Raw genomic sequence first — 25,899 nt, 5'->3', positions numbered from 1 at the left:
CCGATGCGCGCGTCCTCCCGGTCATCGGCACATTCGACCGGGAGGACGCCATCTCCGAGCGGCTCGCGCGGACAGTCGCCGCACGCCTCCGGACGCGCTGAGACCCCGCCGAGACGGCCGTACCCGGCCCTCCCCCGGGAGGTTTCGCGCGGGATCGGATATGTATTGGAGGTGATCGATCCCTCCGGACCACTGCCGAAGTACCTCCAGCTTCGGGCGATCCTGCTCGACCTGATCGAGCAGGACCGCCTGCCGGTCGACGCGCCCGTCCCGTCCGAACGCGAGCTGTGCAAGCTGTACGGGGTGTCCCGGATGACCGTCCGGCAGGCGGTCGACCAGCTCGTCGCCGAGGACCGGCTGCGCCGCATCCCGGGCAAGGGCACCTTCGTGGCCAGGCCCAAGGTGCAGATGCCCAAGGAACTGGTCTCGTTCACCGAGGACATGCGCGCCCGCGGGCTGCGGCCCGGCTCGCTGGACCTGGCCGCCGCCACCGTTCCGGCGGGCGCCCGGCTGGCCCGGCTGTTCGGCGCCGAACGCGACGCCGGGGTGCACGCGCTGGAGCGGCTCCGGCTGGCCGACGGCGAACCGATGGCGGTGGAGCGCTCGCACATCCTGGCGTCGCTGGCGCCCGGCCTGCTGGAGCGCCGCCCGCCCAACACCTCGCTGTTCGGGGTGCTGGAGGACGCGTACGGCATCGTGATGGACGCCGGTGAGCAGACCATCGAGGCGGGCCCGGCCGGCGCCGAGGACGCCCGGCTGCTGGAGATCGACGCGGGCGCCACGGTGTTCTTCCTCCAGCAGCGCACCTTCAGCCGGGGCGTCTGCGTGGAGGTCGCGATGGCGGTCTACCGCGCCGACCGCTACCGCATCCACCTCGGCCTGGAGACCCCGCGCCGGCGGCCCGTGGGCTAGGCCGTGTTTCAAAGCCCGGCCCGGCGTCCTCGCCTGGCGGCTCGGACGCCGACCGTTCTTGGGCGAGCGCTGCATCGCTTCGCGACCTGGCCGGTGGGGCTCGCCTCCGGCTTCGCCCCACCGGCCAGGTGGCGCGCTCGCGCGACGGCCGAGGCACTTTGAGACAGGCCCTAGGGCCGGCGCGTCCACGGCCGGCGGGGCCGATCCGTCCGCGCGGACACGTGCGAACCCCCGGGCGCGGGGAAGGGACCCGGTGGCGGCCTCGGACGCCGCCGAAGGAGGACCGGATGGCACCGAGCGGGGAAGTACTGATCGCCGGGGCGGGTCCGACGGGCCTGCTGCTCGCCGGGGACCTGGCGGTGGCCGGGGTCGGGTGCACCGTGCTGGAGCGCCGTGCGGAGCGCTCCGGGCTCACCCGTGCGTTCGCCGTGCACGCCCGCACGCTGGAGGCGCTCGACGCCCGGGGCATCGCCGACCACCTGATCGCCACCGGCGAGCGGGTGCGGAGGTTCCAGATCTTCAGCGGCAGCCGGCTGGACCTGTCGCGGCTGCCCGGACGCTTCCCGTTCGTGCTGGTCACGCCCCAGTACGAGACCGAGCGGGTGCTGGAGGAGCGGGCCCGCGCGGCCGGCGCCCGGATCGAGCGCGGCGCCGAGGTGGTCGCGCTGCGGCAGGACGCCGAGGGCGTCGACGTCGACGTCCGGACCGGCCCGGGCGGCGTGCACACCCGCCGCGCGGCGTACCTGGTCGGTGCCGACGGGGTGCGCAGCACCGTCCGGGAGGAGCTCGGCCTGCCGTTCCCGGGCCGGTCGGCGGTGCGGTCGGTGATGCTGGCCGACGTGCGGGTGGAGGGCGTGCCGCGCGAGGCGCTCACCGGCCGCGGGGTCGGCGACGCGTTCGCGTTGCTGGCCTCGTACGGCGACGGCTGGTACCGGCTGGTCGCCTGGAACCGGCGGCACCAGGTGCCCGACTCCGAGCCGGTCGACCCGGCCGAACTGCGCGAGGTCGCCCGGCGCGTGTTCGGCGCCGACCTCGGGGTCGGCGAGACCCGGTGGACCTCGCGGTTCCACAGCGACGAGCGGCAGGCCCCGCGGTACCGGTCCGGGCGGGTGTTCCTCGCGGGCGACGCCGCGCACGCGCACTCCCCGGCGGGCGGCCTGGGCATGAACACCGGCATCCAGGACGCGGCCAACCTGGGCTGGAAGCTGGCGGCCGAACTGCACGGCCGGGCGCCCGACGGGCTGCTGGACACCTACGAGGACGAACGGCTTCCGGTGGGCCGCCAGGTGCTGCGCGTCAGCGGCGCGCTGCTGCGGATGCTGCTGCTCGAGCCGCGCCCGCTGCGCGCCGTCCGGGGCGCCGCCATGGTGGCCGCCACCCGCATGCCGCCGGTGGCCAGGCGGATGGCCGGGACGGTCTCGGGGATCGACATCGCCTACCCGGCCCCGCGCGGCGCGCACCGGCTGACCGGCCGCCGCGCCCCCGACGTCCGGCTGGCGGGGGAGCCCGGCCGGCTGTACGAGGCGCTGCGGGAGGGCCGGTTCGTCCTCGTCGCCGCCGTCAACGACCCCGCCGTGACCTACCTGACGTTCAGGGGATGGGCCGGCCGGGTACGCGGCGCGGTCGCCACCGGGTCCACCGGGTCCACCGTGCTCGTCCGGCCGGACGGCTACATCGCCTGGGCGACCGACGAGACCGCGCCCGACCGGCGCGCCGCCGAGATCCGCGCCGCGCTCACCCGCTGGTGCGGCGCCGCCGCCGAGCAGCCCTCGCATCAGCGGTGGGCGTGAGGCAGGGGGAGGGCCGCTCCAGGCTGGCGGCCCGGCTGACCGTCACCGAGGTCATGGAGGGAGTCCGGACGGTCGACATCGTGGAGATCCGGATGCTCTGAGCGGCACCGTCCCGGGGCGGGCGAGGCGAACCCGCATATGTGGTCTCATTGCCGGATGAGCGGGCATATGACGCCGGAGGAGTTCCGCCGGTACGGCAGGCAGGTCGTCGACTGGATCGCCGACTACCAGGAGAAGATCGAGTCGTATCCGGTGCTGTCGCGGGTGCGGCCGGGCGAGGTACTGGAGGCGCTGCCCGAGCACCCGCCCGAGCACGGCGAGGGGTTCGAGGCGGTGCTCGCCGACCTCGACCGGGTGATCATGCCGGGGGTCACGCACTGGCAGCATCCGAGCTACTTCGCCTACTTCCCGGCGAACGCGTCCGGGCCCGCGATCCTCGGCGACCTGCTGTCGGCCGGCCTCGGCGTCCAGGGCATGCTGTGGGCGACCAGCCCGGCCTGCACCGAGCTGGAGACGCGGGTGACCGACTGGCTGGCCGAGCTGCTCGACCTGCCCGCCGGCTTCCGCAGCGGCGGGGCGGGCGGCGGCGTCATCCAGGACTCGGCGTCCAGCGCCGCGCTCGTCGCGGTCCTCGCCGCGCTGCGCCGCGCCGACGGCGGGGCCGCCGGGCGCGAGGGCATCACGCGCCGCCACACGCTCTACATCAGCTCGCAGACGCACTCGGCGATGGAGAAGGCCGCCGGGATCGCCGGGATCGGCGCGGGCAACGTGCGGACGGTCGACGTCGACCCGGCCACGCTCGCGATGGACCCCGCCCACCTCGACGCGCTGCTGGCCGAGGACGCGGCGGCGGGCGCGCTGCCGGTGCTGGTGTGCGCGACGGTCGGCACCACCTCCACGACGGCGGTCGACCCGGTGGCCGGGATCGGCGAGGTCTGCCGCCGGCACGGCGTCTGGCTGCACGTGGACGCCGCGTACGCGGGCGTCGCGGCGGTCTGCCCCGAGCTGCGCTGGGTCAACGACGGCCTCGCAGGGAACGCCGACTCGTACGCGACCAACCCGCACAAGTGGCTGCTGACCAACTTCGACTGCACCGTGCTGTGGGTGGCCGACCGGGCCCCGCTGATCGGCGCGCTGTCGATCCTGCCCGAGTACCTGCGCAACCAGGCGTCGGCGTCCGGCGAGGTGATCGACTACCGGGACTGGCAGATCTCGCTGGGACGGCGGTTCCGGGCGCTGAAGCTGTGGTCGGTGATCCGCTGGTACGGGGCCGAGGGGCTGCGCGAGCACGTCCGCACGGGGATTCGGCTCGCCGCCGGACTGGCCTCGTGGATCCGCGAGGATCCCGCCTTCGAGCTGCACGACCACCATCCGTTCGGGCTGGTGTGCTTCCGCCCGCGCTGGGACGGGCTGCCGGACGCCGAGGCCGACACGGCCACGCTGGAGCTGATGCGGCGGCTGAACGCCTCCGGCGACCTCTACCTCACCCACACCAAGGTGGGCGGACGGGTCCTGCTGCGGATGGCGATCGGCGCCCCCGCGACGGGTGCGGAGCACGTGTGGGCGGCCTGGCGGCGGATCACCGAGGAGGCCCGCGCCGGAGCCTGAGGGGGCACGGCCATCGATTTCGGGACGATCTGTCCGCCGATGGCCTGATGATGGGGAGATCCCCGTTGTGATCTTCCTGGGCCGGGTGCGCGGGCATCCGGTCCCCGGGTATGTGAAGCTTGAGGGGCCCCTAACGAAGAGCTGGAGGTCCGCATGGCCGATAACGCAGAAGAACGTGAAGGTGATCAGGACGACGTGAAGCGCAGGTTCAAGGAGGCTCTTGAGCGCAAGCGCGGTGCGGCGGCGGACAAGAACGCCGGTGGCGCGGGCAAGAACGGTTCCAAGGTGCGCGGCGTGCACGAGCGCGCCGACCACCAGCGCCAGTTCCGCCGCAAGAGCGGCTGAGCGCGAACCGCATCACGGTGACCCCCGCTCCCGGTGGGGGTCACCCGCCCGCCGTCGCGGACGGCGGGAGCGTTCCCGAGGGGTTTGCGCCGCCGGTCCGACGGCATGGTCGGGCGGCGCTCGGGGCGGGCTGACCTGCGGAGCGGAGCAGGCAAGCCGAAACGGGGCGGCGCGATTCGTGGAGATCTCGGTCTTGCACGACCGGGGCCCCCGAATCACTCTCCTTGCATGCTCCCCACACCCCGCAGACGCACCGTCCCCGCCCTGACGCTCACCGCCACCGCCACTGCCGCCGCCGCCCTGCTGGCCGCCCTCCCCGGGGCCGCCGCGCATGCCGCGCCGTCCGTCCAGGCCGCCGGTACCGGCTGGTCGCCCGATCTGTCGGCGGTCGACGGCGATGACGTCAACGTCCGCCATGACGGGAAGGCGCTGCGGCTCGCCTCCGGCCGCACCGGCCCCGCCTCGCTGCGCGGGGCGACGGCGGCCGGGCAGCTCATGCTCGCGCCCCGTGACCTGGCCGAGCCCGTCAACCGGGTGACCGCCCAGGTGACCGGCGCCGGGCCCGTCCAGGTGGACGTGCGGGCCCGGACGGGCGCCGGCGTGTGGACCGAGTGGACCCCGGCCGGGACGGCCCTGCCGGCGGAGTCGCGGCGGATCCAGGCGCGGGTGGTCCTCACCGGGGCACCGGGCCGGACGGCCCCGTCGGTGTCGGCCGTCCGGCTGACCGGCGACCGGATCGCCGCGAAGGCGCCCCGCACCACGGCCGCGCAGACCTACCAGGTGTTCGCGACCCGGGAGGGGCTCGTCGGCGGGACGACCGCGAACGGGCACGTCATCACCGACCGGGACCACTTCGTCGCGCTGCCGTCGCGGCGCGGCCTGTCGGGGAACGGCTCCGGCGAGTACTCGGTGCAGGTGTGCACGGCGTCGGGGAGCCTGTGCGAGTACGCGCCGGTGTGGGACGTCGGCCCCTGGAACACCCACGACGACTACTGGAACCCGTCCGCGACCCGCGAGATGTGGAACGACCTGCCGCAGGGGCGGCCCGAGTCGCAGGCCGCCTACCAGGACGGCTACAACGGCGGGACGGACGAGTTCGGCCGCCAGGTCGCCAACCCGGCGGGCATCGACCTCGCCGACGGCACCTTCTGGGACGGCCTCGGGCTGACCGACAACTCCTGGGTGAACGTGACGTACATGTGGACGGGCGCCGGGGCCAGGGGCGTCGTCCGCACGGCCGGCGCCCCGGTGCCGCTGCGGGCGGCGGCGAGCGCCGGCTCGGCCCGAACGGGGGTCGCGGCCAACCTCGCCAACGTCGTCGTCCAGTGCCACGTCCGGGGGCAGAGCGTGACCGGGACCTACGGCACGAGCGACATGTGGAACCGGATCGGCCCCGGCCACTACGTGCCCGCCGCCTACGTCCACACCGAATCCGACGCCCCGGCCGCCCCCGCCTGCTGAGGCCCGGGCGCCGGGCTACCCCGCGTAGAGCTTCTTGGCGTAGGCGGCGCCGTAGTAGTGCTCCAGCTCCTCCAGGCTCTGGTCGATCCGCTGGACCTCCTTGACCAGGCGCGCGTGCGACGGCAGGGCGTCGGGTTCCCAGGTCTCGGGCTTCCACAGCGCCGAGCGCATGAACGCCTTGGCGCAGTGGAAGAAGATCTGCTCGATGTCGACGACCAGGGCCAGCCTCGGCCGGTGCCCCTTGACCGTCATGGCGTCGAAGAAGGGGGCCTCGCGGACCAGCCGGGCGCGGCCGTTGATCCGCAGCGTCTCGGTGCGCCCCGGGATGATGTGGATCAGCCCCACGTGCGGGTTGGTCAGGATGTTGAGGAACCCGTCGGCGCGCCGGTTGCCGGGGCGGTCGGGGACGGCGATGGTGCCGTCGTCCAGGACGTGGACGAAGCCGGGAGGGTCGCCCTTGGGGGAGACGTCGCAGGTGCCGTCGGCGGCGCTGGTGGCGATCAGGCAGAACGGCGACTGCGCGAGCCACTCCCGGTCGCGGGCGTGCAGGCGGGACCGGTCCTTGTCGATGACCCGCGGGAGCGGGTCCCCGAGCAGCTCGCGCAGCTCCGCCGCGGAGCCGATCTCCTCGTAGTCGGCCATGATCGTCCTTCCGCCGGTGATCAGAAGATCATGATATCCGGCGCTTCATCTTGGACATAAGCTTTCGCGTAGTGATAAATCTTAGGTCCAAGGCTTTTGTGGAGGAAGGGGCGCCGTGTTCGCGGACGAGATCCTGGTGGGCGGCCGGTGGCGGCGGGGCGGCGGGGAGGTGCTGGAGACCCGCGACCCGGCGACCGGCGAGGTGCTCGCCCGGCTGCACGGTGCCGGCGTCGCCGACGTGGACGAGGCCGTCCGGGCCGGGGCCGCGGCGGCGGCGGACCCGGCCTGGCGCGATCTGCTCCCGCACGAGCGGGCGCGGTACCTCGTCCGGATCGCCGACCTGATCGCCGAGCGGGCCGACGACATCGCGGCCCTCCAGACCGCGGACACGGGCAAGTCCATCAACGAGACGCGGGCCCTCGTCGCCAGCGCGCAGGGCACTTTCCGCTACTTCGCCGCCGCCCTGGAGACCCTGGAGGGCGCGCTGACGCCCTCGCGCGGTCCGTACCTCACGATGAGCGTGCACGAGCCGGTCGGCGTGGTCGGTGCCATCACCCCGTGGAACTCGCCGATCGCCAGCGACGCGCAGAAGGTCGCCCCGGCGCTCGCGGCGGGCAACGCGGTGGTGCTCAAGCCCGCCGAGTGGACGCCGCTGGTCTCGCTGGCCCTGGGCCGCCTGATCACGGACGCGGGGCTGCCGCCGGGCCTGCTGTCGGTGCTGCCCGGCCCGGGGCGGATCATCGGCGACGCGATCGTCCGCCACCCGGGCGTCGGGAAGGTGTCCTTCACCGGCGGCACCACCACCGGCCGCGCCATCGGCGCCGCTGCGGCCGAGAAGATCATGCCGGTGTCGCTGGAGCTCGGCGGCAAGTCGCCGACGATCGTGTTCCCGGACGCCGACCGCGAGCAGGCGCTGGCCGGGCTGCTGTTCGGGGTCTTCTCCTCGTCCGGGCAGAGCTGCATCGCCGGCTCGCGGGCGTTCGTGCACGCCTCGATCTACGAGGAGGTCGTCGGCGAGCTGGTCCGCCGGGCCGGACGGCTGCGGATCGGCCCCGGCACCGACCCCGCCACCCAGGTCGCACCGATGGTCGCGCACGCGCACCGCGACAAGGTCGCCGCCATGGTCGACCGGGCCCGGGACGAGGGCGCGCGGGTCCGCTGCGGCGGCCGGACCCCGGACGGCGAGGCGTACGCACGCGGCGCCTACTACCTGCCGACGATCCTGGACGGGGTGCCGAACTCCGCCGCGATCTGCCAGGAGGAGGTCTTCGGGCCGGTGCTGGTCGCGCTGCCGTTCGAGGACGAGGAGGACCTGGTGGCGCAGGCCAACGACACCGTGTACGGGCTCGCCTGCGGCGTCTGGACCGGCGACTACCGGACCGCGTGGCGGGTGGCCCGCCGGATCGACGCGGGCACCGTGTGGGTCAACACCTACAAGCAGTTCAGCATCTCCACCCCGTTCGGCGGCTTCAAGGACAGCGGCCTCGGCAGGGAGAAGGGCCGCGAGGGGATCTTCGCCTACATGCGGCAGAAGAGCGTGTACTGGGGGATGGACGAGCAGCAGCCCTACAGCCAGCAGTGGGGTGCTCAGAGCACCTGAGCAGGGCACAACCGGGGCACATGACCGAGGGCTGAGTCCACGATCGAGCGGGTCCTCTCGTATGCCTCGGGCCATTCGCCGACGTACTCGTTCAGGGTGATCATAGGGTTGGCGTGCCCGAGAGCAAGCTGCACCGTCTTGACGCTAGCGCCCTGATGGATCAATAGGGTCGCGAAGTAGTGCCGGAGGCAGTGCAGGCCCACCCCCTCCGGCACTCCGGCGGCGCGGGCGGCCGGCTTCCATGGGCGAGACCAGCTCGACCGGTAGATCGGCGTGAGGTTCTTCGTCCGGGCGCCTGCGTCCCCTCCCCACAGGAAGACCAGCTTGGCCATCCGGGTCCGCGGCCGGCGCGGGTCGGTCTCGTCCACGATCTCGACCTCGACGGGCGGATACTGCTCGATGTGCCGAGCCAGCGCGACCGCAGTCACCTCCGGCAGCTCCACGGTGCGCATCGAGGTCTTGGTCTTGGGGAGTGCAAGGTAGGGCTTGCGGCCGGACACCGCCTTGAGCTGCTGGGAGATGTCGACCTCCCGGCGCTGGAAGTCGATCGCGTCCAGCTCCAGCCCCATCGCCCGCGAGCGCTTGACCGCCACCACCACGCCCCTCGACGACCCCACCGCGTGGGCGACACCGACCGCCCCTGCCGACCTGTAGGAGACCCCCTCATGTACGACAGCATCGTCCGGACCCTCGTCCCGCTCATCGTGGGCGTCCTGGTCGGCCAGGCCGCCCGCATCAGGCTCGACCTGGACGCGACCGCGGTGACCGCGATCGTCACCCCCGCCGTTACCGCCGTCTACTACGCCGCGGCCCGCTGGATCGAGGTCCACTATCCGACGGCCGGGCGGGTGCTGCTGTCCCTCGGGCTGGCGCGCGGCGTCCCGGCCTACGCGTCCACCACGCCCCGGTAGCCTCACAACGTCGGCGGGTGGGGAAGCCCGTCCGGCACGAACGCCCCGTCCTCTGCTTCGGCGGAGGACGGGGCGTCTTCGTCATGCAGCGCTCAGCCCCCGGACCCCGGGGCGCCGATGCCCGGGAACTACGGGCTAACCTGGCCGGACGTTGTAGATATCCGGCGCTGGACCGGCCGCACGGCCGAGGGAGGCAAGGTCCGCTTGTGGTCGGTATGGAGGAGTCGTCGCCGATGGACCCGGCAGACACGGCCCGGGCCGCGGATGCGGACCGGGAGGCCGTCGCCGAGAGGCTACGGATTGCCGCCGGCGAAGGCCGTATCGATCTTGAGGAGTTGGACGAAAGGCTCAGCCTGGCCTACGGCGCAAAGACGCACGGCCAACTCCGGGCCCTGGTGGTGGACCTGCCCGTCCATCCCCCTTCGGTACCGGGCCCGGCCGCCGTCCCAGAGCCCGAAACGCTTGTCCTCAAGACCACAACACCCAACATCAGGCAGTCGGGACAGTGGGTCGTTCCGCGGCGGATTACCGCCGAGTCCACGACGGGCTTCATCACGATCGACTTCAGGCGGGCATCCTGCGCGCACCGCGAGGTCACCGTTGAGGCGGCGACCCGGACGGGGTGGATCCGGCTGATCCTTCCAGACGGCTGGGCGGCCCGAGTCGACCCGTCAAGCACGAACACCTCACATATCAGCAATAAAGCCGTCCAGGCGGCCGATCCCCACGCGCCGACCATCGTGATGAAAGGACACCCGGTCTTCGGCTACATCAAGATCAAGCAGCGTCGCAGACGATAACCCCGGTACGCAGCCTGCGTCCTTCATCCTCGGTCGCCGCCACGCCTGCACTCGCTCAGCCGCCAGCGCTACCGTCACCTCGACGACGAATTTCACCGTGCTGGCCGCCCTGTCCGGGATGGAACGCGAGTACATCCGCGACCGCACCCTGGAAGGACACGAGTCCGCCCGCAGCCGCGGCAAGAGCATCGGCGGCGCCGCCGTCACCGACGACGCCATGCTCGCCGTCCTCGTCGGGGGCGATGAAGAACTTGCGGACCCGGCCGTCGGGGGCGACGCCGCGCCACCACCCGCCCGCTTCGCGCAGCAGCGTCCCGGCGATCTGGTCGTCCTGGTCGCGGAGGAAGTAGACGCCGTCAGCGCCGCTCAGCTCGTACTCCGTCATCGCTCCCCTCCCCAAGCGCGGCCGGTGCTCCCCAGGGCGGGGGTGTGGAGCACCGGCCGCGCGATCCCCCCACCCGGCCGGACGGATTCCCCAGTCCGCCGGCCGGGCATCGGGCCGCACGACCCCCGCGCGGGCCGTGCGGTGTCGGGCGGGCACGGCGGGTTGCTCCCCGGAATGGTTCCGCCGCGCCCACGTTCATCGGTGGGCCCGCAGCTTGGACCGCAGCCCCTCGGGACTGCTGGCAGACAGGTCGGAGCCGCGGTTCAGGATGGTGCTCGTCGGTGCACCGCGGCTCGCCCACCACCGGCGCCCGCCCTCGGTCTCGGTGTCGGTGATGGTCCAGTCAGGGAACTCCGCGCGGACCTCGGCCGCCGCCAGCTCCTCGCAGGTGCGAGGGTCCCCGGCCCGCCGCAACGCGCCCTTCACCGTCGTGATCGCCTCGAACGGCTTGTCGGCCTCACACAGCCAGATCCCACCCGCCCACGTAAACCACCACCGGTCCCAATCACCGGCACGCCGACGGCAATCGAGCCGGACGCCCCGACTGTCCGGCCCGTCCACCACCCGAAGCAGCCCACTCGTGACCTCGGCGGTGAACCCCTGCCCCCGGAAGGCCACGGCGAGACTCGCCAGGAGGGCGGGACCGTCCGGCTCGGGTAGCTCCGCCGGATCGTCTGAGCGAGTCGTGACCATCGTGACCGTCCTGTGAGGTGCGGGTATTGATTCGGTCACAGCCAGCGAACACCGGTCGCCGCCACGACGACAGGGGCACAATGGGGGGACACCTGGGGGGCATCCCGGGGGCACGGCGATACGTGAGGTGCACACGTATGACGCCCGATGAGAAACGCGCGCTCGGACTTAGACTCCGCGCTGAACGTGATGAGCGCGGCCTCACGCAACGCGAGGTCGCCAAGCTGATTCGCGATGCCCTGGCCGGCCCGCAGATCCCGTCGATTGACACGCTGATCGAGTACGTCAAGCGCTGGGAACGAGGCCGTTCGGGCATCGGGGTCCGGTACCGGCGGGCGTACGCTCGCGCGTTCGGCACCACCGAGCAGCAGCTCTTCGCCCTCACACCCTCAGGGGATGACGTGCAACGCAGAGACTTCCTCAGCCTGTCGGCCGCCGCCGCCGGCCTGGCGGTCGCACCGCTGAGCCTCACCGACCAGCAGGGCCGCCGCGTCGGCGCCGGTCTCGTCGACAAGCTGCGTCGCCGTACGGCCCGACTGCGACGGCTCGACGAGATCCTCGGCGGGACCGACACCTACCCCGTGTACGCGTCCGAGTTGTCGGCGACCCGGGCGCTCGTCGAACGGGGCGGCTACTCCGAGGCGACAGGCCGCGGTCTGCTCGGTGTGATGGCCGAGCAGGCGCAGCAGGCGGGCTGGGCCGCCTTGGACTCCGGGCAGATGGCGGGCGCGAACGCGCTGTTCCGCGAGAGCATGACCGCAGCGTCCGAGGCCGGCGAGCCGACCCTGATCGGGAACGCCCTGGCACTCATGGCCTATCATCGGGTGAGCACCGGCCGGTCTGGCACAACGGAGGCTGACGCGTCCTGCCGGGTCGTGGACGACGAAACCCCGGCTGCTGTCCGCGCGCTGCTGTACGAGCGGGCAGCGTGGGCGCACGCGGTCGCCGGATCGACGCACACCTCGCAGGTCGAGCAGGCCCTCGACAAAGCGCGGGAAGCGCTGGCGGGCGGCGCGGACGATACCCGGGACTGGGCACGGTGGGTCGACGAGACCGAGCTCCAGATCATGACGGGACGGTGCTGGAGCCAACTGCGACGACCCGATCGCGCCGTCCCCGCACTGGAATGGGCACTGGCCCGGTACGACGACGCACACGCCCGGGACAAGGCGCTCTACCTGACATGGCTGTCTGAGGCGCTCCTCGACTCCGGGGAGGTCACCGAGTCGGCCCGGATCCTGATCCGCTCCATCGACCTGGGGAGCGACGTGGCGTCCGCTCGGCCGCGGGCGCGGGTGACTGAGGTCGCCGAGCGTCTACGCCCGCACGCGAGCATCCCCGCCGTCGCCGAGACGATCGAGCGCGCGACTATGACGTCATCCGTGTGAGCCACTCCAGGTAGCCGGCCGAGCCGCCGTCGATGACGGTGTACGTCACCTCGGGGTTGTCCCATGGGTGTTGTTCGATGAGGTGGGTCTCCAGTTCGGCGTACCGGGCGCGGGTGGTGCGTAGGAACAACTGCCACTCTTCGCCGTCGCCGAGCTCGCCGAGATGCCAGAACACCGACCTGGCCGGGCCGATTACCTGACCGGACGCGGCGAGCTTGGCGCCGACCGCCGACTTGAGCAGCGTGATCGCGGCCTCGCGGCTGTCGGTGGTCGTGGACACCTGGAGATAGTCCGTCATGCGGGCGACCCTATCTGCGCAGAGCTATCCTGATAGGGCGTTCTTGCACCGAGCGCGACGACGCCCCGCCACCTCATCGCGTGTGAGGGGCGGGGCGTCGTCTCATCTCAGGGGCAGCGTCCACTGGACGCTCCGTCGGTCGGCCCTGTCGTCGCGGGCCGCTCGCCGCCACGGCCCGTTCGCCAAGGCAGGCTGCTGTCACCATCCGGCCACCTTCACGCACCATCACGCGGGGCACATCGAGGGCACATCGACCCGTGAATGTGCGTGATCCGGCGTGATGGTGTGTTAGGCATTTCGGCAGGTCAGTACACAATGCGTTCTATCTTCGCAGGTGATCCACTTGCTTGATGCAGAAGAGCGTGTACTGGGGGATGGACGAGGCGCCGCTCCCCTGGGGCGGGCGGCGCCTGACCGTCCGGGACGGTCAGGCGCCGGTGACCGGGGTGCGCAGGAGGGCGGCGACCTCGCTCTCGAACAGGACGCCCGGGTCCAGGCCCATCGAGGCGTAGTTGCCCTCGATCTCCAGCCTGACCAGGCCGTGCAGCCGCGACCACGTCACCAGCCCGCGCAGCGTGGTGGCGGGCGCGGCGCCCTCCGGCGCCCGGCCGCGTGCCCAGGCGTCGAAACCGGCGCCGAGGCCCGCCGGCCCCTCGTCGCCGGGAAGGCCGGCGAGCACGCCGTCCAGCACGGCCATCAGCTGCTGCGCCGCGGCGACGAGCTCCTCGGCGTGCGCGTCGTAGCCGGGGAACGGCGCGGCGAACAGCAGCCGGTAGCGGTGCGGCTGCGCGGTGGCCCAGCCGCGATAGGCGGCGGCGAAGTCGCGCAGCCGCTCACGCGGGCCCGGACCGGCCTTGGGGCCCGTGTCGGAGCCGGTGTCGGAGTCAGCCTCGGGCGCGACCGCTGAGGCGACCGCGGCGGTCAGATCGAGGTAGGCGTCGGTGACCAGCTCGGTGAACAGCGCGTCGCGGCCCGCGAAGTAGCGGTAGAGGGCCGGGCCCGACATGCCGAGCTCCTTGGCGATGGCGTTGACCGACACCGCCTGCGGCCCGCCCTCGGCGAGCTGCCGCAGCGCGATCGTCTTGGCCTCGTCCCGGACGTAGACCCGGAACCGGCCGCGGATGCCGCTCTCCGGCGCGAGCCCCATCGGCCCTCCTCGCGTGAGAAGTTCTCACGAAGGTTCTATCCTCAAGGGACGGCTCCGCATCCCGGTCAGGCGGGCTTGCGGGCCTCGATGAGGAAACGGGTGGTGCGCGCGCTGAACGGGCCCTCGGCCTCGATCAGCCCGTGCAGCTCGCGCAGCCGGTCGCGGTACCGGTCAACGGTGAACCCGGGGACCATCCAGACGACCTTGCGCAGGAAGTAGACCACGGCGCCGATGTCGCGGAACTCGGTGTGCAGCGACTCCGAGCGGAGATCGGCGACCTCCAGCCCCGCGGCCTCGGCCGCCGCGCGGGCCTCCCCGGGGTCCCGCCTGCCGCGCACCTCGGGCGGCTGCGGGCCGAGGAAGTACTCCACCAGCTCGAAGACGCTGGCCGGGCCGACCTGCTGCGAGAAGTACGTCCCGCCGGGCGCCAGCACCCGGGCGATCTCGTCCCACCAGGTGGTCACCGGGTGGCGGCTCACCACCAGGTCGAACACGCCGGACGCGAAGGGGAGCGGCGGCTCGTCGGCGTCGGCGACGACCGCGACCCCGCGCGGGCGCAGCAGCCGGGAGGCGCATTCGAGGTTCGGCGGCCAGGACTCGGTGGCCACGGCCAGGCGGGGCAGCGCGGGCACCCCGGCGAGGATCTCGCCGCCCCCGGTCTGGACGTCGAGCGCGGCGGTCGCGCGGGCCATCCGCGCGCCCATCGAGCGCGCGTACCCCCAGGAGGGCCGCTCTTCGGCCGCCCGGCCGTCCAGCCAGGAGAAGTCCCAGCCGTCGACGGGGACCGCCGCCGCCTCGGTGATCAGGTCGTCGAAGGTGCGTGTCATGCTCTGATCGTCCCAGCTCCCCTCCCGCCGCGACGCGAGAACCCGTTCGGCGCCTGGGGCGCGCGACCGCCTACCCTGGCGGCCCGACCCCGACGAAGGACCACCGTGGCCGTCTTCACCAGGTGACTCCAGGGGCGCCGGACCCCGTCTCCGGTGCCACAGGTGCCCGCAAGACCCCGGCTCTCAACGTCGCGCTGCCCTCGATCGGGGCGGATCTCGGCATCGGCCCGGCCGGGCCGACCTCCTCGCTGGCCGCGGGCTGCGCGCCCGCACTGCCCGTGCTGCTCGCGGCGCGCTTCGGGCAGGGCGCGGGTGAGGCGCTGGCCTCGCCGGCGGCGATGTTGCTGATCGTGCTGCTGTTCACCGACCCCGGCGAGCGGGCCGGGGCGCTCGGCCTGTGGGGCGCGATCTCGGGCCTCGGCCTCGTCGGCGGCGTCCTGCTGTCGGGGGCGCTGACCGAGCTGCTGCACTGGAGGTGGATCTTCTTCGTCAACCTCCCGGCGACCCTCGTCGTGCTCGCGGTGGTCCCGCGCCTGGTGCCGGCCGACGGCCCGCGCGGGGCCGTCCCGACCCGCGGGCCGGGCCGGGCCACGGCCCGGCCCGGCGCCCTCAGCCGGTGGGCCCGGTGCCGATGACGACGGTGGCGTACAGCTCCTCGCAGGTCGCCACCCGCGGCACCAGCCCGTCGCCGGCGACGATCTGGGCGGCGCGCGGCACCTGGCGCTCGCTCGTCTCGAACAGCAGGTGGCCGCCGGGCGCCAGCCACGCCACGGCGGCGGCGGTCACCCGCCGCAGCACCGCCAGGCCGTCCGCGCCGCCGTCGAGCGCGGTCCGCGCCTCGTGCTCGCGGGCCTCCGAGGGCAGCAGCCCCAGCTCGCCGGTGGGCACGTAGGGCACGTTGGCGAGCAGGATGTCGACACGGCCCCGCAGCGACGCGGGCAGCGGGTCGAAGAGGTCGCCCTCGTACACCCGCCCCCTGTCGCCGAGGTTGCGGCGGGCGCATCGCACGGCGGCGGGCGCGATGTCGGCGGCGTGCAGCTCGGCGAGGTCGGCCGCCTCGGCGAGCGCGAGGCCGAGCGCGCCCGCGCCGCAGCACAGGTCGACGGCGACGGCCCGGGGCGGTGCCAGCGCCGCGGCCTCGCCGACGAGGAACTCGGTGCGGCGCCGCGGGACGAACACCCCTGCGTCGACCTCGACGCGCAGGCCGCGGAACTCGGCCCAGCCGAGGACGTGCTCGAGGGGCAGGCCCCCGGCCCGCCGCTCGACCATGGCGCCGAGGTCGGCGGGGGTGGTGGCGGTGGAGACGAGGAGCCGGGCCTCCTCCTCGGCGAAGACGCAGCCGGCGGCGCGCAGCCTGGTGACGATGGCGGGCTCGGACAGGGACGGGACGGAGAATGACATGGGACCTTCCGGGATGCCTGCGGGCGCTCCCGCGGTCACCTGGTTCCGGTGGGCCGTACGTCCGTCGGGGAGGGGAGCACCCGGTCTGCTTGGGCGGTAACGGGTCTCACCTCCCCAGTCGTTCCACTGCTCGGAGCCGTGACGTTACCGGACTCCCGGCTCCGGGCGCGAAGTGCCCCGGGGGAACGCCGCCTAGCGCGCGGGGGCGTAGGTCCGCACCCCGCCGGTCTCGTGCGCGTCCAGGATGCCCTGGTCGGTGAGCACGTCCAGGTGCGCATCGATCTCCAGGACGGCCAGCATCTGGCTGAAGGGGTCGAGCTCGTCCAGCTTGCGCTGCCGGCGCGTCCACGGCATGCCCCGCGCCACCTCGAACGCCGTGCCGTTCCCGGCGCGGACCCGCTCGGCGGCCACGTCCAGCCGCGCCGCGTGGTGCTCGATCAGCTCGTCGATCCGGGTGTGCACGCTCGGCGTCACCGGCCCGTGCGCGGGCAGCAGCAGCGTGTCGGGCATGTCGCGGACCAGCCGCAGCGAGGCCAGGTAGCTGCGCAGGGGTTTGGCCTCGGGCTCGGTCTCCAGCCCGATCGAGGGGCTGATGTGCGGCAGCACGTGGTCGCCGGCGAACAGCAGCCCGGCGAACGCGTCCCGGAGCACCACGTGCCCGCGGGTGTGGCCGGGAGTGGCGAAGACGTCCAGGCCCCGGCGGCCCAGCACGACCCGCTCGCCGTCGTCCAGCCACGAGTCGGGCAGGGCGTGCGGCACGTTCCGCTCGCTCGCCTGGATGTCCATGGTCGCGATCCGGTCGGCGACGCCGTCCGCGCCGCAGCGGCGCAGCAGCCCGACCTGGCGGGGGTGCAGGCCGAGCGCCCGGTCGAACGCCTCGATGGACGGCCGCTCGCCGCGGCCGATCCGCACCCGGGTACCGAACGCCTCGCGCAGCGCGAGGGCCTGCGAGTAGTGGTCCCAGTGCGCGTGGGTGACCAGGAACTGCGAGACGTCCTCGAGCCGGTGCCCGAGGGTGCCCAGGGCCTTCTCCAGCGCCGTCCGGGTGTCGGGCATCGCCCAGCCGGAGTCGATGACGATCGGCCCGCTCTGGTCCTCGATGACGTACACGTTGACCGCGTGCAGCGAGGGGATGGGCAGCGCCAGCGGGATCCGGTGCACGCCCGCGGCGACCGGATGGGCGCCCGGCTCGGCCCAGTCGGCCGGCTGCTCCAAGACCGGTACCGCCACCGTCTGCCCCCTATTTCGTAGAATCACGTTCGGGCAGAACCTACTTCATCTCGTCACCCGGATTCGTGCCGGGGGCCTCTGACCGCCTCGGACGCGCCGTCGCGCGCCCGCTCGGCCCGCTCCAGCCGCCTGGCCGCGGCGTCCCTCCGGGTGACGGCCCGGTCGAGCTCCCGCCGTAGCCGCGCCACCTCCGCCGAGGCCGCGTCCGAGTCGTCCCGCGCCGAGGCGACCTTCTCCTCGCGCTCGGCCAGCCTGCGCTCGTCGCGCTCCCGTGCCGCGCGAGCCTTCCGGTCGTCCGCGCGGCCCGTGGGCTCGGACTCGCGGGCCGGACGCCGCGCCCGCCCCGTCGGCCTCTCCGCCCGTCCGGCGGGCTCGGCGGATCCGGCCCGTCCGGCGGGCCCGGCCGGAACCCCGGCGGGAACGAAGCCGCTGTGGCGGCGGGGCCGGGTGAGGCGGCCCTCCCTGACCTCGTCGGCGACGGACGCGTCCACGGTGGCGGCCTGGAGGGTGTCCTCCACCTCGCGGACGGCCGGGTCGCGCAGCGGGTGCCCGGCCTCTTCGGCCAGCCGTCCGGCCGTGCGGACCAGCAGCGCGACCAGTTCGCCGCGGCGCTGCTCCAGCCCGCCGATGGAGCCGCCGGACGCCCACGCCGAGCGCATCCCGGCTCCGGCCTCGAGCAGCCATCCGAGCTCCTCGCCCGCAGACCGCGACAGCAGGTTGACCGCCCAGGCGGACTGCGTCGGACGGCGCAGCGCCCCGATCCGCTTGGCCAGACCCGCGTCGCCGTCCCCGCGGGCCCGCTTGGTGAGGCGGGTCCGCGTTTCCATGAACGCGTCCGGGGTCACCCCGTAGAGCTCGTGCGCCGCGCTGGAGAAGTCCACGTCATGACCACTACCCAGGGTCCCGGACGAGCACCGCGTCCAGGACGAGGCCGAGCAGCCGCTCGGACCGGCCCGGGTCGCCCTGCACGGTGGACAGCGCGATGCCGACGACGAGCTGGATCACGTCGTCGCAGGACAGGTCCGGCCGGGCGGCGCCCGCCCGCTGGGCCCCTCCGAGCACCCTCTCCGCCGCGGCGCGGATCGTCGCGTGGCAGTCGAACCCGACGTCGAGCGGCTCGGCCATCATGGCGCCGCCCAGTCCGTGGTCGGTGCGGCCGTGCTCCAGCAGCGCCCGCATCCAGCCGGCCAGCGCCTCGCCGGGCGGGGCCGTGGTCAGGAGCTCGTCGGCCCGCCCGGCGAGGCGCTGGATGCGGTCGCCCAGCACCGCGGCCTGGAGCGTGCGGCGGGTGGGGAAGTGGCGGTAGAGCGTGCCGGGCCCGACCCCCGCCCGCTGGGCGATCTCGTTGAGGGACGCGTCGGGGCCCTCCTCGGCGAACGCCTCCCGCGCCACCGCGAGGACGCGGTCGCGGTTGCGCCGCGCGTCGGCGCGCAGTGGCCGCGCCGTGTCGCCGGCCGTCATCGCCCACCCCCTGGGTAGCCAATCGGAGAACTTCTCCGTATGGTAGCTCAGACAAACCGGAGAGGTTCTCCGGAACATTGGGCAACGAGGAGTCCGCGATGGGAAACCAGGAGGCCGGCCGCGTCGGCGTCTGGACGTTCGCGTTCGAGGGGCAGCCCGCCACCCGGGTCCGGGAGGCGGCGGCCGAGATCGAGGAGCTGGGCTACGGCGCGCTGTGGTTCGGCGAGGCGTTCGGCCGCGACTCGGTGGGGCAGGCGTGGCTGCTGCTGTCGGCGACGCGGCGGATCACGGTCGCGGCGGGCATCGCCAACATCGCCTTCCGCGACCCGATCGCGATGGCCACCGCCGAGCGCACCCTCGGCGAGGCGTTCCCCGGCCGCTACCTGCTCGGGCTCGGCGGGCACCGGGTCGACGACACCGTCCACGACTTCGACGGCTACCCGATGCCGGCCCGCGGCAAGGCGGTCGCCACGATGCGCGCCTACCTGGACTCGATGGACGCCGTCCCCCGGCACAGCCTGGCACCCGCCGCCGCGCCGCGCCGCGTCCTGGCCGCGCTCGGCCCGAAGATGCTCGCGCTGGCGGCGGAGCGGGTCGGGGGCGCGCACCCCTACTTCGTCCCGGTCGAGCACACCGCGCGGGCCCGGGAGATCATGGGGCCGGACGCGTTCCTCGGCGTCGAGCAGGCGGTCGTCCTGGACACCGACCGCGCCCGCGCCCGCGTGACCGCCCGCGAGCACGTCGCCGGGTACCTCGCGGTGGAGTCCCACCAGACGGCCAACGTCCGGCGGCTCGGCTTCGGCGACGAGGACATCGTGGGCGGCCCGAGCGACCGCCTCGTCGACGCCATCGTCGCCTACGGCGACGTGGACGCCATCCGCGCGCGGGTCGAGGACCAGCTCGCCGCCGGGGCCGACCACGTCTGCGTGCAGGTGCTGACGGCCGACCCGTCGGAGCTTCCGATGGCCGAGTGGCGCGAGCTGGCCCCCGCCCTCCTCTGAGGCGCGGCGGGGGAGGGCCGGATCAGCGGGGGACGCGGACCGCGGCGAACTGGGTGGCCTGCGCGACGAGGCGGTCCTTGCCGTCCCAGGCGTGGGCCACCTCGTCCATCCGGTCGCCCGCCACCTCGGTCGCGGTCATCCGCACCCGCACCGGGCCGGGCGCGGGCAGCCGCCGGATGTAGGCCCCGAACTGCACGGTCGGCGCCCAGCCCGGCAGCCCGAGGTCGTAGGAGACCGGCGGGACCGGGTCGAGCGCGACCAGCAGGCTGAGCGGGTCCCAGTCGGAGCCGTCGGCCAGCCGCTGCCATCCCGACACCGTGCCGCGGCGGCCCGGCTCGCCCGCGGCGAACCCGAGGTCGGCGGGGTTGAGCCGCTGCTCGACGACCTCCATCAGCGCCACCCGCAGGCCCGCGCCCGGCGCCTCGGGGGGCATCGGGAAGCAGTCCCGCTCGGGCGGGAGGTCGACGGGCTCGGAGGAGGTCCACCACGCCTCGCCCTCCTCCAGGAGGCCCTGCGTGATCAGCGCCTCCACGCAGGGCCGGCCGTCCTGGGACAGCCGGGCGCGGAGCTGGGTGGTGCCGCGGCCCGCCCGCAGCACCTCGACGGCCACGACCGCCGGCCCGGGGGCGGGCGGCTCGACGAACGCCCCGCCGATGGCGGTGAGGTGCGGATGCGCGACGCCGCTCGCCCGCGCCGCCGCGCGGCCGAGGACCGCCAGCAGGTAGCCCCCGTGCAGTTTGCCGCCGACGCTCCACTGCTCGTCCAGCGCGGCGTCGAACTCGTGGCCGTCCGCTCCCGTCCCCGCTCCGGTTCTCGGCTCGACCGCCGTGGCCGCGCTGAAGTCCGCCATTCCGCCCCCCCGTGTGCTCGATTCCGCCTGGTCAGTCTGCCACGACCCCGAACCGCCACGATGTCCCCTTCGTCCAGCCGGTGCCCGGTCCGAGGGGGCCTCCCGCCGTCCGGGGCGCGGCGGTCAGCGGGTGTCCAGGAACCGGTCGAGGACGCGGGTGCCGAAGCGAAGGCCCTCGACCGGGACCCGCTCGTCGACGCCGTGGAACATGCCCAGGTAGTCCAGGTCCGGGCCGAGGAGCAGCGGCGCGAAGCCGAAGCTGGTGATGCCGATCCGGTTGAACGACTTGGCGTCGGTGCCGCCCGCCATCACGTACGGGACGGGGCGCGCCGCCGGGTCCTCGGCGCGCAGCGCGCCCGCGAGCGCCGCGAACGTCGCCCCGGCGGGATCGGCCGCGGGCGCCTCCTCGTAGTTGATGAACTCGCGGGTGACCTTCGGGCCGAGCAGCCGGTCGACGGTGGCCAGGAACTCCTCGCCGGTGCCGGGCAGGTAGCGGCCGTCGACCTGCGCGGTCGCGGTGCCGGGGATGACGTTGACCTTGTAGCCGGCGTCGAGGCGGGTCGGGTTGGCCGAGTTGCGGATCGTCCCCTCGAACAGCCGCCCGACGCCGCCGAGGCGCCGCGCCTCCTCGTCGAGCCGGTCGTGGTCGATGGTGGTGCCGAGCGCGTCCGCCAGGCCCTCCAGCAGGGCCAGGACACCGGAGGTCAGCCGGACCGGCCACTCGTGGGCGGCGAGCCGGGAGACCGCGTGCGCCAGCTCGGCGACCGCGTTGTCGGGCGCGGGCTTGGAGCCGTGCCCGGCGGTGCCGCGCGCGGTCAGCCGCATCCACATGGTGCCGCGCTCGCCGGTCGCGATCGGATAGATCCGGGCGCCGCCGGCGTCGACGCTGAACCCGCCCGATTCGCTGATCGCCTCGGCGCAGCCGGTGAACAGCCCCCGGTGCTCGCGCGCCACGTACCGCGAGCCGTAGTCGCCGGTGCACTCCTCGTCGGCGAGGAAGGCCAGCACCAGGTCGCCGCGGGTGCGGCGGCCCTCGCGCAGCCGCTGCCGGACGGTCGCCAGCGTCATCGCGAGCGTGCCCTTCATGTCGACCGCGCCGCGGCCCCACACGCATCCGTCGCGGACCTCGCCGGAGAACGGGTGCATGCTCCACTCGCCCGGGTCGGCGGGCACCACGTCCAGGTGCCCGTGCACGAGGAACGCGGGGTGGGACGGGTCGGTGCCCGGGATCCGGGCGAGCGTGCTCGCCCGGCCGGGGGCCGACTCGACGACGGCGGCCTCCGCTCCGACCTCGTCCAGCAGCGTCGCGACGTACTCGGCCGCTGCCCGCTCGCCGCGCGCCTCGCCCTCGCCCTCGTTGGTCGTGTCGTGGCGGATGAGGGCGGCGCAGAGCTCCGTCACCTCGTCGACGGCCGTCGGCGGAACGGACATCTCGGGCCGGGACATTCGGTCGCCTTTCGCAGGGTTCCTTTAATTGCCGGGCGCGCTGACCTCTGTCAACGAATGATCACGATGGTATCGATCCGGTGACGGTTCGTTCAGGTGCGTACCGAAATCGGGCCGGTGGCACGACAGTGCCTGAACAGCGCGGGCCGCGTCGTGGCCGGCGGGCAGCGGAGGAGAAGCATGACCAGCCTCAGGGGAACGGGCCGGCGGGCCGCGGGGTTCGCCGCGGTCGCGTTGACGGCGTCGCTCGGATTGTCGGCCTGCGGCGGCGGGTCGACGTCGTCCGACGGCACTTTCACCGCGGGCCATTCGGAGCCCGACCACCTGGTCCCGGGCAACACCACCAGCAGTTACTCCTTCGACGTCCTGAGCGGGCTGTTCGACAACCTGGTCGGGCTCAGCAAGGACGGCAAGCCGGTCAACCTGGCGGCGCAGTCGCTGGAGAGCGACGACCAGAAGGTCTGGACGATCAAGCTCCAGCCCGGCCGCACCTTCCACAACGGCGAGCCGGTCGAGGCGTCCAACTTCGCCGACGCGTGGAACAACGCCGCCTACGGGCCCAACGCCTACGAGGCCAACGAGTACTTCTCGCACATCAAGGGGTACGCCGAGATCAACCCCGAGGACCCCAAGGCCAAGCCGAAGAGCGACAAGCTGTCGGGGCTCGAGGTGGTCGACGCGACCACGCTGAAGGTCACGCTGAACGACAGCTTCAACCAGTTCCCGCTGCTGCTGACCTACCCGGCGTTCGCGCCGATGCCGAAGGCGGCGTTCAAGGACGCCGGGGCGCTCAAGAAGTTCGACGACCACCCGATCGGCAACGGCCCGTACCAGATGAGCGGCGACTGGGAGCGGAACAAGCAGGTCAAGCTGGTGCCGTTCGCGGCCTACAAGGGATCGCGCAAGCCCCAGAACAAGGGCTACACCTGGAAGAGCTACTCCAGCGCCGACACCGCCTACACCGACCTGCGGGCCGGCCGGCTCGACGTCCTCCAGACCATCCCGGCGGCCAAGGTCCCCGAGGCCAAGCGGCTGCTCGGCGACCGGTTCCTGCCCCGCAAGATGGGCACCATCGACTACCTCGGCTTCCCGCTGTTCGACGACCGGTTCGGGAACCCCGACCTGCGCAAGGCGATCTCGATGTCCATCGACCGCCAGGGCATCAACAAGGCGGTCTACAACGGCGACTACATCCCCGCCGACTCGCTGCTCCCGCCGATCATCGAGGGGCACCGCCCGAACGCCTGCGGTGACCTGTGCGCCTACAACCCGGCCAAGGCCAAGGAGCTGTTCGAGAAGGCCGGCGGGTTCAAGGGGTCGCTGGAGCTGTACTTCTCCAACGCGCAGCCGACCTATTACCAGTGGATGCAGATCGTCGCGAACTCGCTGAAGCAGAACCTCGGTATCAAGGACGTCCAGTTCCGGCAGGTCCCCTCCTCGGACTACTTCTCGATGCTGTCGGCGCACGAGGAGAAGGGCCCCTACCGGCAGAACTGGGAGGCCGACTACCCCAGCGCCCAGAACTACCTCGAGAGCATGTGGGGCATCGGCAACAAGATGACGTGGAAGAACAAGGAGTTCGACGGCTTCATCGCCAAGGGCAACCAGGCGCCGAGCGGGGCCGAGGCGGTCAAGTTCTACAACCAGGCCGAGGACGTGGCGCTGCGCGAGATGCCGATGATCCCGCTGTGGACCTGGGCCGGGCAGGGCGGCCGGTCCGAGAAGGTGGGCAACGTCACCATCACCGCGTACGCCACCGGGCTGCTCGCCAACGAAGTGACGGTGAAGTAGCCCCCGATGTGGCGCTACGTCCTACGGCGCCTGCTCCAGGCGATCCCCGTCTTCATCGGCACCACGCTGCTGATCTACCTGCTGGTGTTCGCGCTGCCGGGCGACCCGATCCAGGCGCTCGCGGGTGACAAGCCGGTCCCGGAGAACGTGCTGAACACGCTCCGGGACCGGTACAACCTGAACGACCCGGTGCTGGTCCAGTACGCCAAGTACATGTTCGGGCTGTTCCAGGGCGACCTCGGCGAGAACTACACCGGCCAGAAGGTCTCGGAGATGCTCAGCGGGCGCTGGGTGGTGACGGCGCAGCTCGCCCTCACCGCCTGGACGTTCGAGCTGGTCGTCGGGATCGCGCTCGGCGCCTGGGCCGGGCTGCGGCGCGGCAGGCTCGCCGACACCCTGGTGCTCGGCGGCACCACGCTGCTGATCGCGGTCCCGGTGTTCGTGCTCGGCTACACCGCGCAGATCGTGTTCGGGCTCAACTGGAAGATCTTCCCGTCCGCGGGGACCGACCAGGGCTGGCCGGTGAGCTACCTGCTGCCCGGCATGGTGCTCGGCTCGCTCGGCCTGTCGTACGTGGCGCGGCTGACCCGCACCAGCCTGGCCGAGAACCTGCGCGCCGATTACGTGCGCACCGCGCGCGCCAAGGGCCTCGGCCGGACCCGGGTGGTCGGGCGGCACGCGCTGCGCAACTCGCTGATCCCGGTGGTGACCTACCTCGGTGTGGACTTCGGCTCGCTGATGGGCGGCGCGATCGTCACCGAGGGCATCTTCAACCTGCCCGGCGTCGGGCAGCAGGTGTTCCAGTCGATCCAGCTCAAGGAGGGGCCGGTGGTGGTCGGAGCGGTCACCCTGCTGGTCCTGATCTTCCTGCTGGTCAACCTGATCGTGGACCTGCTGTACGGCTGGCTCGACCCGAGGATCCGGTACGAGTGACCAAACACAAGGAAGTGGATCCGACCGGGCCGGCCGGTGCTGCCCCCGCCCCCGCGCCCGGCGCGGGAGCCGGCGCGCCCGGCACCAGCGCGGCGGCCGTCGCGGAGGCGGGCGGGACGGTCGGCGGGCAGGCGGCGTCGCTCTGGCACGACGCGTGGCGGGAGCTGCGCGGGCGCTGGGTGTTCTGGGGCTCGCTGGTGATCCTTGCGCTGGTCGCCGCGATGGCGCTGTTCCCCAGCCTGTTCACCGGCCGGGGCGTCAACCAGGGCTGCGACCCCAACCTGTCCAAGCTCGGCCCGTCCGGCGACCACTGGTTCGGCACCGACCTGGCCGGCTGCGACTACTTCTCGCACGTCGTGCACGGCGCCCGGCCCACCCTGCTGATCGGCGTCGCGGTCACGCTGTTCGCGTTCCTGATCGCGCTGGTGTTCGGGATGCTGGCCGGCTACTACGGCGGGCCGCTGGACGCGCTGATCGCCCGGATCACCGACGTGTTCTTCGGGCTGCCGTTCGTGCTGGGCGCCACCGTCATCCTGGTCGCCTTCCCGAGCCACGGGCCCGGCGCGATGACGCTGGTGCTGGTGCTGCTCGGCTGGACCACCATGATCCGGATCATGCGGGCGCAGGTGATCGCGGTCCGGGACGCCGACTACGTGCAGGCCGCCCGGCTGCTCGGCGCGTCCGACCGGCGGATCATGACCCGGCACATCCTGCCGAACGCGATCGCCCCGGTGATCGTGGTGGCCACCCTCAACGTCGGCAACGTGATCGCGGGGGAGGCCACGCTGGACTTCCTCGGCGTCGGCCTCCAGTACCCGCAGGTGTCGTGGGGGCTCCAGCTCAACCTGGCGCAGTCGTACTTCGTCGACCACCCGCACCTGCTGCTGTTCCCCGCGGTGTTCCTGTCGGCCACGGTGCTGAGCTTCCTGATGCTCGGCGACGCGGTCCGCGACGCCCTCGACCCGAAACTACGGTAGGC

27 protein-coding genes are annotated in these 25,899 nt (G+C 73.2%); 14 read left to right on the top strand and 13 right to left on the bottom strand.

The genetic code is table 11. The features are described from left to right. The first annotated feature begins 171 nt into the window (after positions 1 to 171). The 5 genes from QP090_RS35030 to QP090_RS35010 all read left to right on the top strand — a co-directional run bounded on the left by QP090_RS35030 (position 172) and on the right by QP090_RS35010 (position 6,116). Positions 172 to 912 carry a GntR family transcriptional regulator gene (locus QP090_RS35030; protein WP_285944035.1) on the top strand — a complete coding sequence of 247 codons (741 nt, stop codon included), beginning with the start codon at positions 172 to 174 and terminating at the stop codon, positions 910 to 912. 287 nt (positions 913 to 1,199) lie between these two features. Further along, positions 1,200 to 2,702 (top strand): FAD-dependent monooxygenase, encoded by a 1,503-nt coding sequence (locus QP090_RS35025; RefSeq protein ID WP_285944034.1) that lies wholly within the window; start codon positions 1,200 to 1,202, stop codon positions 2,700 to 2,702. A gap of 156 nt (positions 2,703 to 2,858) precedes the next feature. Continuing rightward, positions 2,859 to 4,310: a pyridoxal-dependent decarboxylase gene (locus QP090_RS35020; RefSeq protein WP_285944033.1), complete on the top strand. Its 1,452-nt coding sequence runs from the start codon at positions 2,859 to 2,861 to the stop codon at positions 4,308 to 4,310. Positions 4,311 to 4,463: 153 nt separating this feature from the next. Next, complete coding sequence (locus QP090_RS35015; RefSeq protein ID WP_285944032.1) at positions 4,464 to 4,655, top strand: DUF5302 domain-containing protein; 192 nt, start codon at positions 4,464 to 4,466, stop codon at positions 4,653 to 4,655. A gap of 228 nt (positions 4,656 to 4,883) precedes the next feature. Continuing rightward, the gene (locus QP090_RS35010) at positions 4,884 to 6,116 is read left to right on the top strand and encodes a DUF8814 domain-containing protein (protein ID WP_285944031.1); all 1,233 of its coding nucleotides are present in this window, start codon (positions 4,884 to 4,886) and stop codon (positions 6,114 to 6,116) included. A 15-nt stretch (positions 6,117 to 6,131) separates the two neighbouring features. Here the strand turns inward: QP090_RS35010 and QP090_RS35005 are convergent, their stop codons facing one another. Continuing rightward, entirely contained in the window at positions 6,132 to 6,758 is a 627-nt protein-coding gene (locus QP090_RS35005; RefSeq protein ID WP_285944030.1) for a pyridoxamine 5'-phosphate oxidase family protein, read from the bottom strand. A gap of 115 nt (positions 6,759 to 6,873) precedes the next feature. Here QP090_RS35005 and QP090_RS35000 point away from each other — a divergent pair, with 115 nt between their 5' ends. Further along, complete coding sequence (locus tag QP090_RS35000) at positions 6,874 to 8,358, top strand: aldehyde dehydrogenase (RefSeq protein WP_285944029.1); 1,485 nt, start codon at positions 6,874 to 6,876, stop codon at positions 8,356 to 8,358. Here QP090_RS35000 and QP090_RS34995 read toward each other — a convergent pair. Then, on the bottom strand, positions 8,346 to 8,951 hold the full coding sequence (locus QP090_RS34995; RefSeq protein WP_285944028.1) for a site-specific integrase: 606 nt from the start codon (positions 8,949 to 8,951) through the stop codon (positions 8,346 to 8,348). The genes QP090_RS35000 and QP090_RS34995 overlap by 13 nt on opposite strands. A gap of 72 nt (positions 8,952 to 9,023) precedes the next feature. Between QP090_RS34995 and QP090_RS34990 the strand changes: the two genes are divergently transcribed. Both QP090_RS34990 and QP090_RS34985 read left to right on the top strand, forming a co-directional pair. After that, on the top strand, positions 9,024 to 9,269 hold the full coding sequence (locus tag QP090_RS34990; protein ID WP_285944027.1) for a hypothetical protein: 246 nt from the start codon (positions 9,024 to 9,026) through the stop codon (positions 9,267 to 9,269). A 233-nt stretch (positions 9,270 to 9,502) separates the two neighbouring features. Beyond that, the gene (locus QP090_RS34985) at positions 9,503 to 10,069 is read left to right on the top strand and encodes a DUF1707 SHOCT-like domain-containing protein (protein WP_285944026.1); all 567 of its coding nucleotides are present in this window, start codon (positions 9,503 to 9,505) and stop codon (positions 10,067 to 10,069) included. Between the two features lie 55 nt (positions 10,070 to 10,124). Here QP090_RS34985 and QP090_RS34980 read toward each other — a convergent pair whose 3' ends face one another. Both QP090_RS34980 and QP090_RS34975 read right to left on the bottom strand, forming a co-directional pair. Further along, positions 10,125 to 10,454, bottom strand: a complete 330-nt coding sequence (locus QP090_RS34980; RefSeq protein ID WP_285944025.1) for a hypothetical protein — start codon at positions 10,452 to 10,454, stop codon at positions 10,125 to 10,127. 195 nt (positions 10,455 to 10,649) lie between these two features. Then, positions 10,650 to 11,147: a hypothetical protein gene (locus QP090_RS34975; protein WP_285944024.1), complete on the bottom strand. Its 498-nt coding sequence runs from the start codon at positions 11,145 to 11,147 to the stop codon at positions 10,650 to 10,652. Positions 11,148 to 11,284: 137 nt separating this feature from the next. Here QP090_RS34975 and QP090_RS34970 point away from each other — a divergent pair, with 137 nt between their 5' ends. Then, a complete protein-coding gene (locus tag QP090_RS34970; RefSeq protein ID WP_285944023.1) occupies positions 11,285 to 12,535 on the top strand; it encodes a helix-turn-helix domain-containing protein in 1,251 nt (416 codons plus the stop codon). On the opposite strand, the gene cutA is transcribed toward QP090_RS34970, so the two are convergent. The 3 genes from cutA to QP090_RS34955 form a co-directional block, all read right to left on the bottom strand. After that, the gene (gene cutA / locus QP090_RS34965) at positions 12,516 to 12,833 is read right to left on the bottom strand and encodes a divalent-cation tolerance protein CutA (protein WP_285944022.1); all 318 of its coding nucleotides are present in this window, start codon (positions 12,831 to 12,833) and stop codon (positions 12,516 to 12,518) included. The two genes, QP090_RS34970 and cutA, sit on opposite strands and share 20 nt — an antisense overlap. Positions 12,834 to 13,260: 427 nt before the next feature. Next, the gene (locus QP090_RS34960; protein WP_285944021.1) at positions 13,261 to 13,980 is read right to left on the bottom strand and encodes a TetR/AcrR family transcriptional regulator; all 720 of its coding nucleotides are present in this window, start codon (positions 13,978 to 13,980) and stop codon (positions 13,261 to 13,263) included. Positions 13,981 to 14,045: 65 nt separating this feature from the next. Beyond that, positions 14,046 to 14,807: a class I SAM-dependent methyltransferase gene (locus tag QP090_RS34955; protein ID WP_285944020.1), complete on the bottom strand. Its 762-nt coding sequence runs from the start codon at positions 14,805 to 14,807 to the stop codon at positions 14,046 to 14,048. Positions 14,808 to 14,929: 122 nt separating this feature from the next. Here QP090_RS34955 and QP090_RS34950 point away from each other — a divergent pair, with 122 nt between their 5' ends. Beyond that, positions 14,930 to 15,442, top strand: coding sequence for an MFS transporter (locus QP090_RS34950; RefSeq protein WP_285944019.1), 513 nt, complete (start codon positions 14,930 to 14,932; stop codon positions 15,440 to 15,442). On the opposite strand, the gene QP090_RS34945 is transcribed toward QP090_RS34950, so the two are convergent. The 4 genes from QP090_RS34945 to QP090_RS34930 all read right to left on the bottom strand — a co-directional run bounded on the left by QP090_RS34945 (position 15,417) and on the right by QP090_RS34930 (position 18,899). Then, positions 15,417 to 16,208: a putative protein N(5)-glutamine methyltransferase gene (locus QP090_RS34945; RefSeq protein ID WP_285944018.1), complete on the bottom strand. Its 792-nt coding sequence runs from the start codon at positions 16,206 to 16,208 to the stop codon at positions 15,417 to 15,419. The genes QP090_RS34950 and QP090_RS34945 overlap by 26 nt on opposite strands. Before the next feature lie 192 nt (positions 16,209 to 16,400). Beyond that, positions 16,401 to 17,438, bottom strand: a complete 1,038-nt coding sequence (locus QP090_RS34940; protein WP_285944017.1) for an MBL fold metallo-hydrolase — start codon at positions 17,436 to 17,438, stop codon at positions 16,401 to 16,403. Between the two features lie 53 nt (positions 17,439 to 17,491). Beyond that, complete coding sequence (locus QP090_RS34935) at positions 17,492 to 18,319, bottom strand: hypothetical protein (RefSeq protein WP_285944016.1); 828 nt, start codon at positions 18,317 to 18,319, stop codon at positions 17,492 to 17,494. Between the two features lie 10 nt (positions 18,320 to 18,329). Continuing rightward, a complete protein-coding gene (locus tag QP090_RS34930) occupies positions 18,330 to 18,899 on the bottom strand; it encodes a TetR/AcrR family transcriptional regulator (RefSeq protein ID WP_285944015.1) in 570 nt (189 codons plus the stop codon). 98 nt (positions 18,900 to 18,997) lie between these two features. Between QP090_RS34930 and QP090_RS34925 the strand changes: the two genes are divergently transcribed. Next, entirely contained in the window at positions 18,998 to 19,900 is a 903-nt protein-coding gene (locus QP090_RS34925; RefSeq protein ID WP_285944014.1) for a TIGR03620 family F420-dependent LLM class oxidoreductase, read from the top strand. Positions 19,901 to 19,922: 22 nt separating this feature from the next. On the opposite strand, the gene QP090_RS34920 is transcribed toward QP090_RS34925, so the two are convergent. Together QP090_RS34920 and QP090_RS34915 are read right to left on the bottom strand one after the other, a co-directional pair. Next, positions 19,923 to 20,750, bottom strand: a complete 828-nt coding sequence (locus QP090_RS34920; protein ID WP_285944013.1) for a thioesterase family protein — start codon at positions 20,748 to 20,750, stop codon at positions 19,923 to 19,925. 123 nt (positions 20,751 to 20,873) lie between these two features. Further along, entirely contained in the window at positions 20,874 to 22,196 is a 1,323-nt protein-coding gene (locus QP090_RS34915; protein WP_285944012.1) for a M20/M25/M40 family metallo-hydrolase, read from the bottom strand. Positions 22,197 to 22,376: 180 nt separating this feature from the next. Here QP090_RS34915 and QP090_RS34910 point away from each other — a divergent pair, with 180 nt between their 5' ends. The 3 genes from QP090_RS34910 to QP090_RS34900 are packed head-to-tail and all read left to right on the top strand — an operon-like array spanning position 22,377 to position 25,897. Further along, positions 22,377 to 23,987 carry a peptide ABC transporter substrate-binding protein gene (locus QP090_RS34910; protein ID WP_285944011.1) on the top strand — a complete coding sequence of 537 codons (1,611 nt, stop codon included), beginning with the start codon at positions 22,377 to 22,379 and terminating at the stop codon, positions 23,985 to 23,987. Positions 23,988 to 23,993: 6 nt separating this feature from the next. Continuing rightward, positions 23,994 to 24,920, top strand: coding sequence for an ABC transporter permease (locus QP090_RS34905; RefSeq protein ID WP_285944010.1), 927 nt, complete (start codon positions 23,994 to 23,996; stop codon positions 24,918 to 24,920). Next, positions 24,917 to 25,897 (top strand): ABC transporter permease, encoded by a 981-nt coding sequence (locus QP090_RS34900; RefSeq protein WP_285944009.1) that lies wholly within the window; start codon positions 24,917 to 24,919, stop codon positions 25,895 to 25,897. Before QP090_RS34905 ends, QP090_RS34900 begins: the two co-directional genes overlap by 4 nt. The last annotated feature ends 2 nt before the right edge of the window (positions 25,898 to 25,899 follow it).

This window comes from Actinomadura xylanilytica, assembly GCF_030283145.1.
GTDB classification, from domain to species: domain Bacteria; phylum Actinomycetota; class Actinomycetes; order Streptosporangiales; family Streptosporangiaceae; genus Spirillospora; species Spirillospora xylanilytica.
Note: the sequence above shows the minus strand (reverse complement) of the source record. Positions and strands in the feature narration are given on the sequence as shown.

Coding starts and splice junctions, on each gene's coding strand:
- QP090_RS34920 (WP_285944013.1), bottom strand. CDS start 20,750: ATGGCGGACTTCAGCGCGGCCACGGCGGTCGAGCCGAGAACCGGAGCG.
- cutA (WP_285944022.1), bottom strand. CDS start 12,833: ATGACGGACTATCTCCAGGTGTCCACGACCACCGACAGCCGCGAGGCC.
- QP090_RS35015 (WP_285944032.1), top strand. CDS start 4,464: ATGGCCGATAACGCAGAAGAACGTGAAGGTGATCAGGACGACGTGAAG.
- QP090_RS35010 (WP_285944031.1), top strand. CDS start 4,884: ATGCTCCCCACACCCCGCAGACGCACCGTCCCCGCCCTGACGCTCACC.
- QP090_RS34915 (WP_285944012.1), bottom strand. CDS start 22,196: ATGTCCCGGCCCGAGATGTCCGTTCCGCCGACGGCCGTCGACGAGGTG.
- QP090_RS34905 (WP_285944010.1), top strand. CDS start 23,994: ATGTGGCGCTACGTCCTACGGCGCCTGCTCCAGGCGATCCCCGTCTTC.
- QP090_RS34990 (WP_285944027.1), top strand. CDS start 9,024: ATGTACGACAGCATCGTCCGGACCCTCGTCCCGCTCATCGTGGGCGTC.
- QP090_RS34945 (WP_285944018.1), bottom strand. CDS start 16,208: ATGTCATTCTCCGTCCCGTCCCTGTCCGAGCCCGCCATCGTCACCAGG.
- QP090_RS35020 (WP_285944033.1), top strand. CDS start 2,859: ATGAGCGGGCATATGACGCCGGAGGAGTTCCGCCGGTACGGCAGGCAG.
- QP090_RS34930 (WP_285944015.1), bottom strand. CDS start 18,899: ATGACGGCCGGCGACACGGCGCGGCCACTGCGCGCCGACGCGCGGCGC.
- QP090_RS34980 (WP_285944025.1), bottom strand. CDS start 10,454: ATGACGGAGTACGAGCTGAGCGGCGCTGACGGCGTCTACTTCCTCCGC.
- QP090_RS34925 (WP_285944014.1), top strand. CDS start 18,998: ATGGGAAACCAGGAGGCCGGCCGCGTCGGCGTCTGGACGTTCGCGTTC.
- QP090_RS35025 (WP_285944034.1), top strand. CDS start 1,200: ATGGCACCGAGCGGGGAAGTACTGATCGCCGGGGCGGGTCCGACGGGC.
- QP090_RS34970 (WP_285944023.1), top strand. CDS start 11,285: ATGACGCCCGATGAGAAACGCGCGCTCGGACTTAGACTCCGCGCTGAA.
- QP090_RS35005 (WP_285944030.1), bottom strand. CDS start 6,758: ATGGCCGACTACGAGGAGATCGGCTCCGCGGCGGAGCTGCGCGAGCTG.
- QP090_RS34975 (WP_285944024.1), bottom strand. CDS start 11,147: ATGGTCACGACTCGCTCAGACGATCCGGCGGAGCTACCCGAGCCGGAC.
- QP090_RS34985 (WP_285944026.1), top strand. CDS start 9,503: ATGGACCCGGCAGACACGGCCCGGGCCGCGGATGCGGACCGGGAGGCC.
- QP090_RS34960 (WP_285944021.1), bottom strand. CDS start 13,980: ATGGGGCTCGCGCCGGAGAGCGGCATCCGCGGCCGGTTCCGGGTCTAC.
- QP090_RS34955 (WP_285944020.1), bottom strand. CDS start 14,807: ATGACACGCACCTTCGACGACCTGATCACCGAGGCGGCGGCGGTCCCC.
- QP090_RS34910 (WP_285944011.1), top strand. CDS start 22,377: ATGACCAGCCTCAGGGGAACGGGCCGGCGGGCCGCGGGGTTCGCCGCG.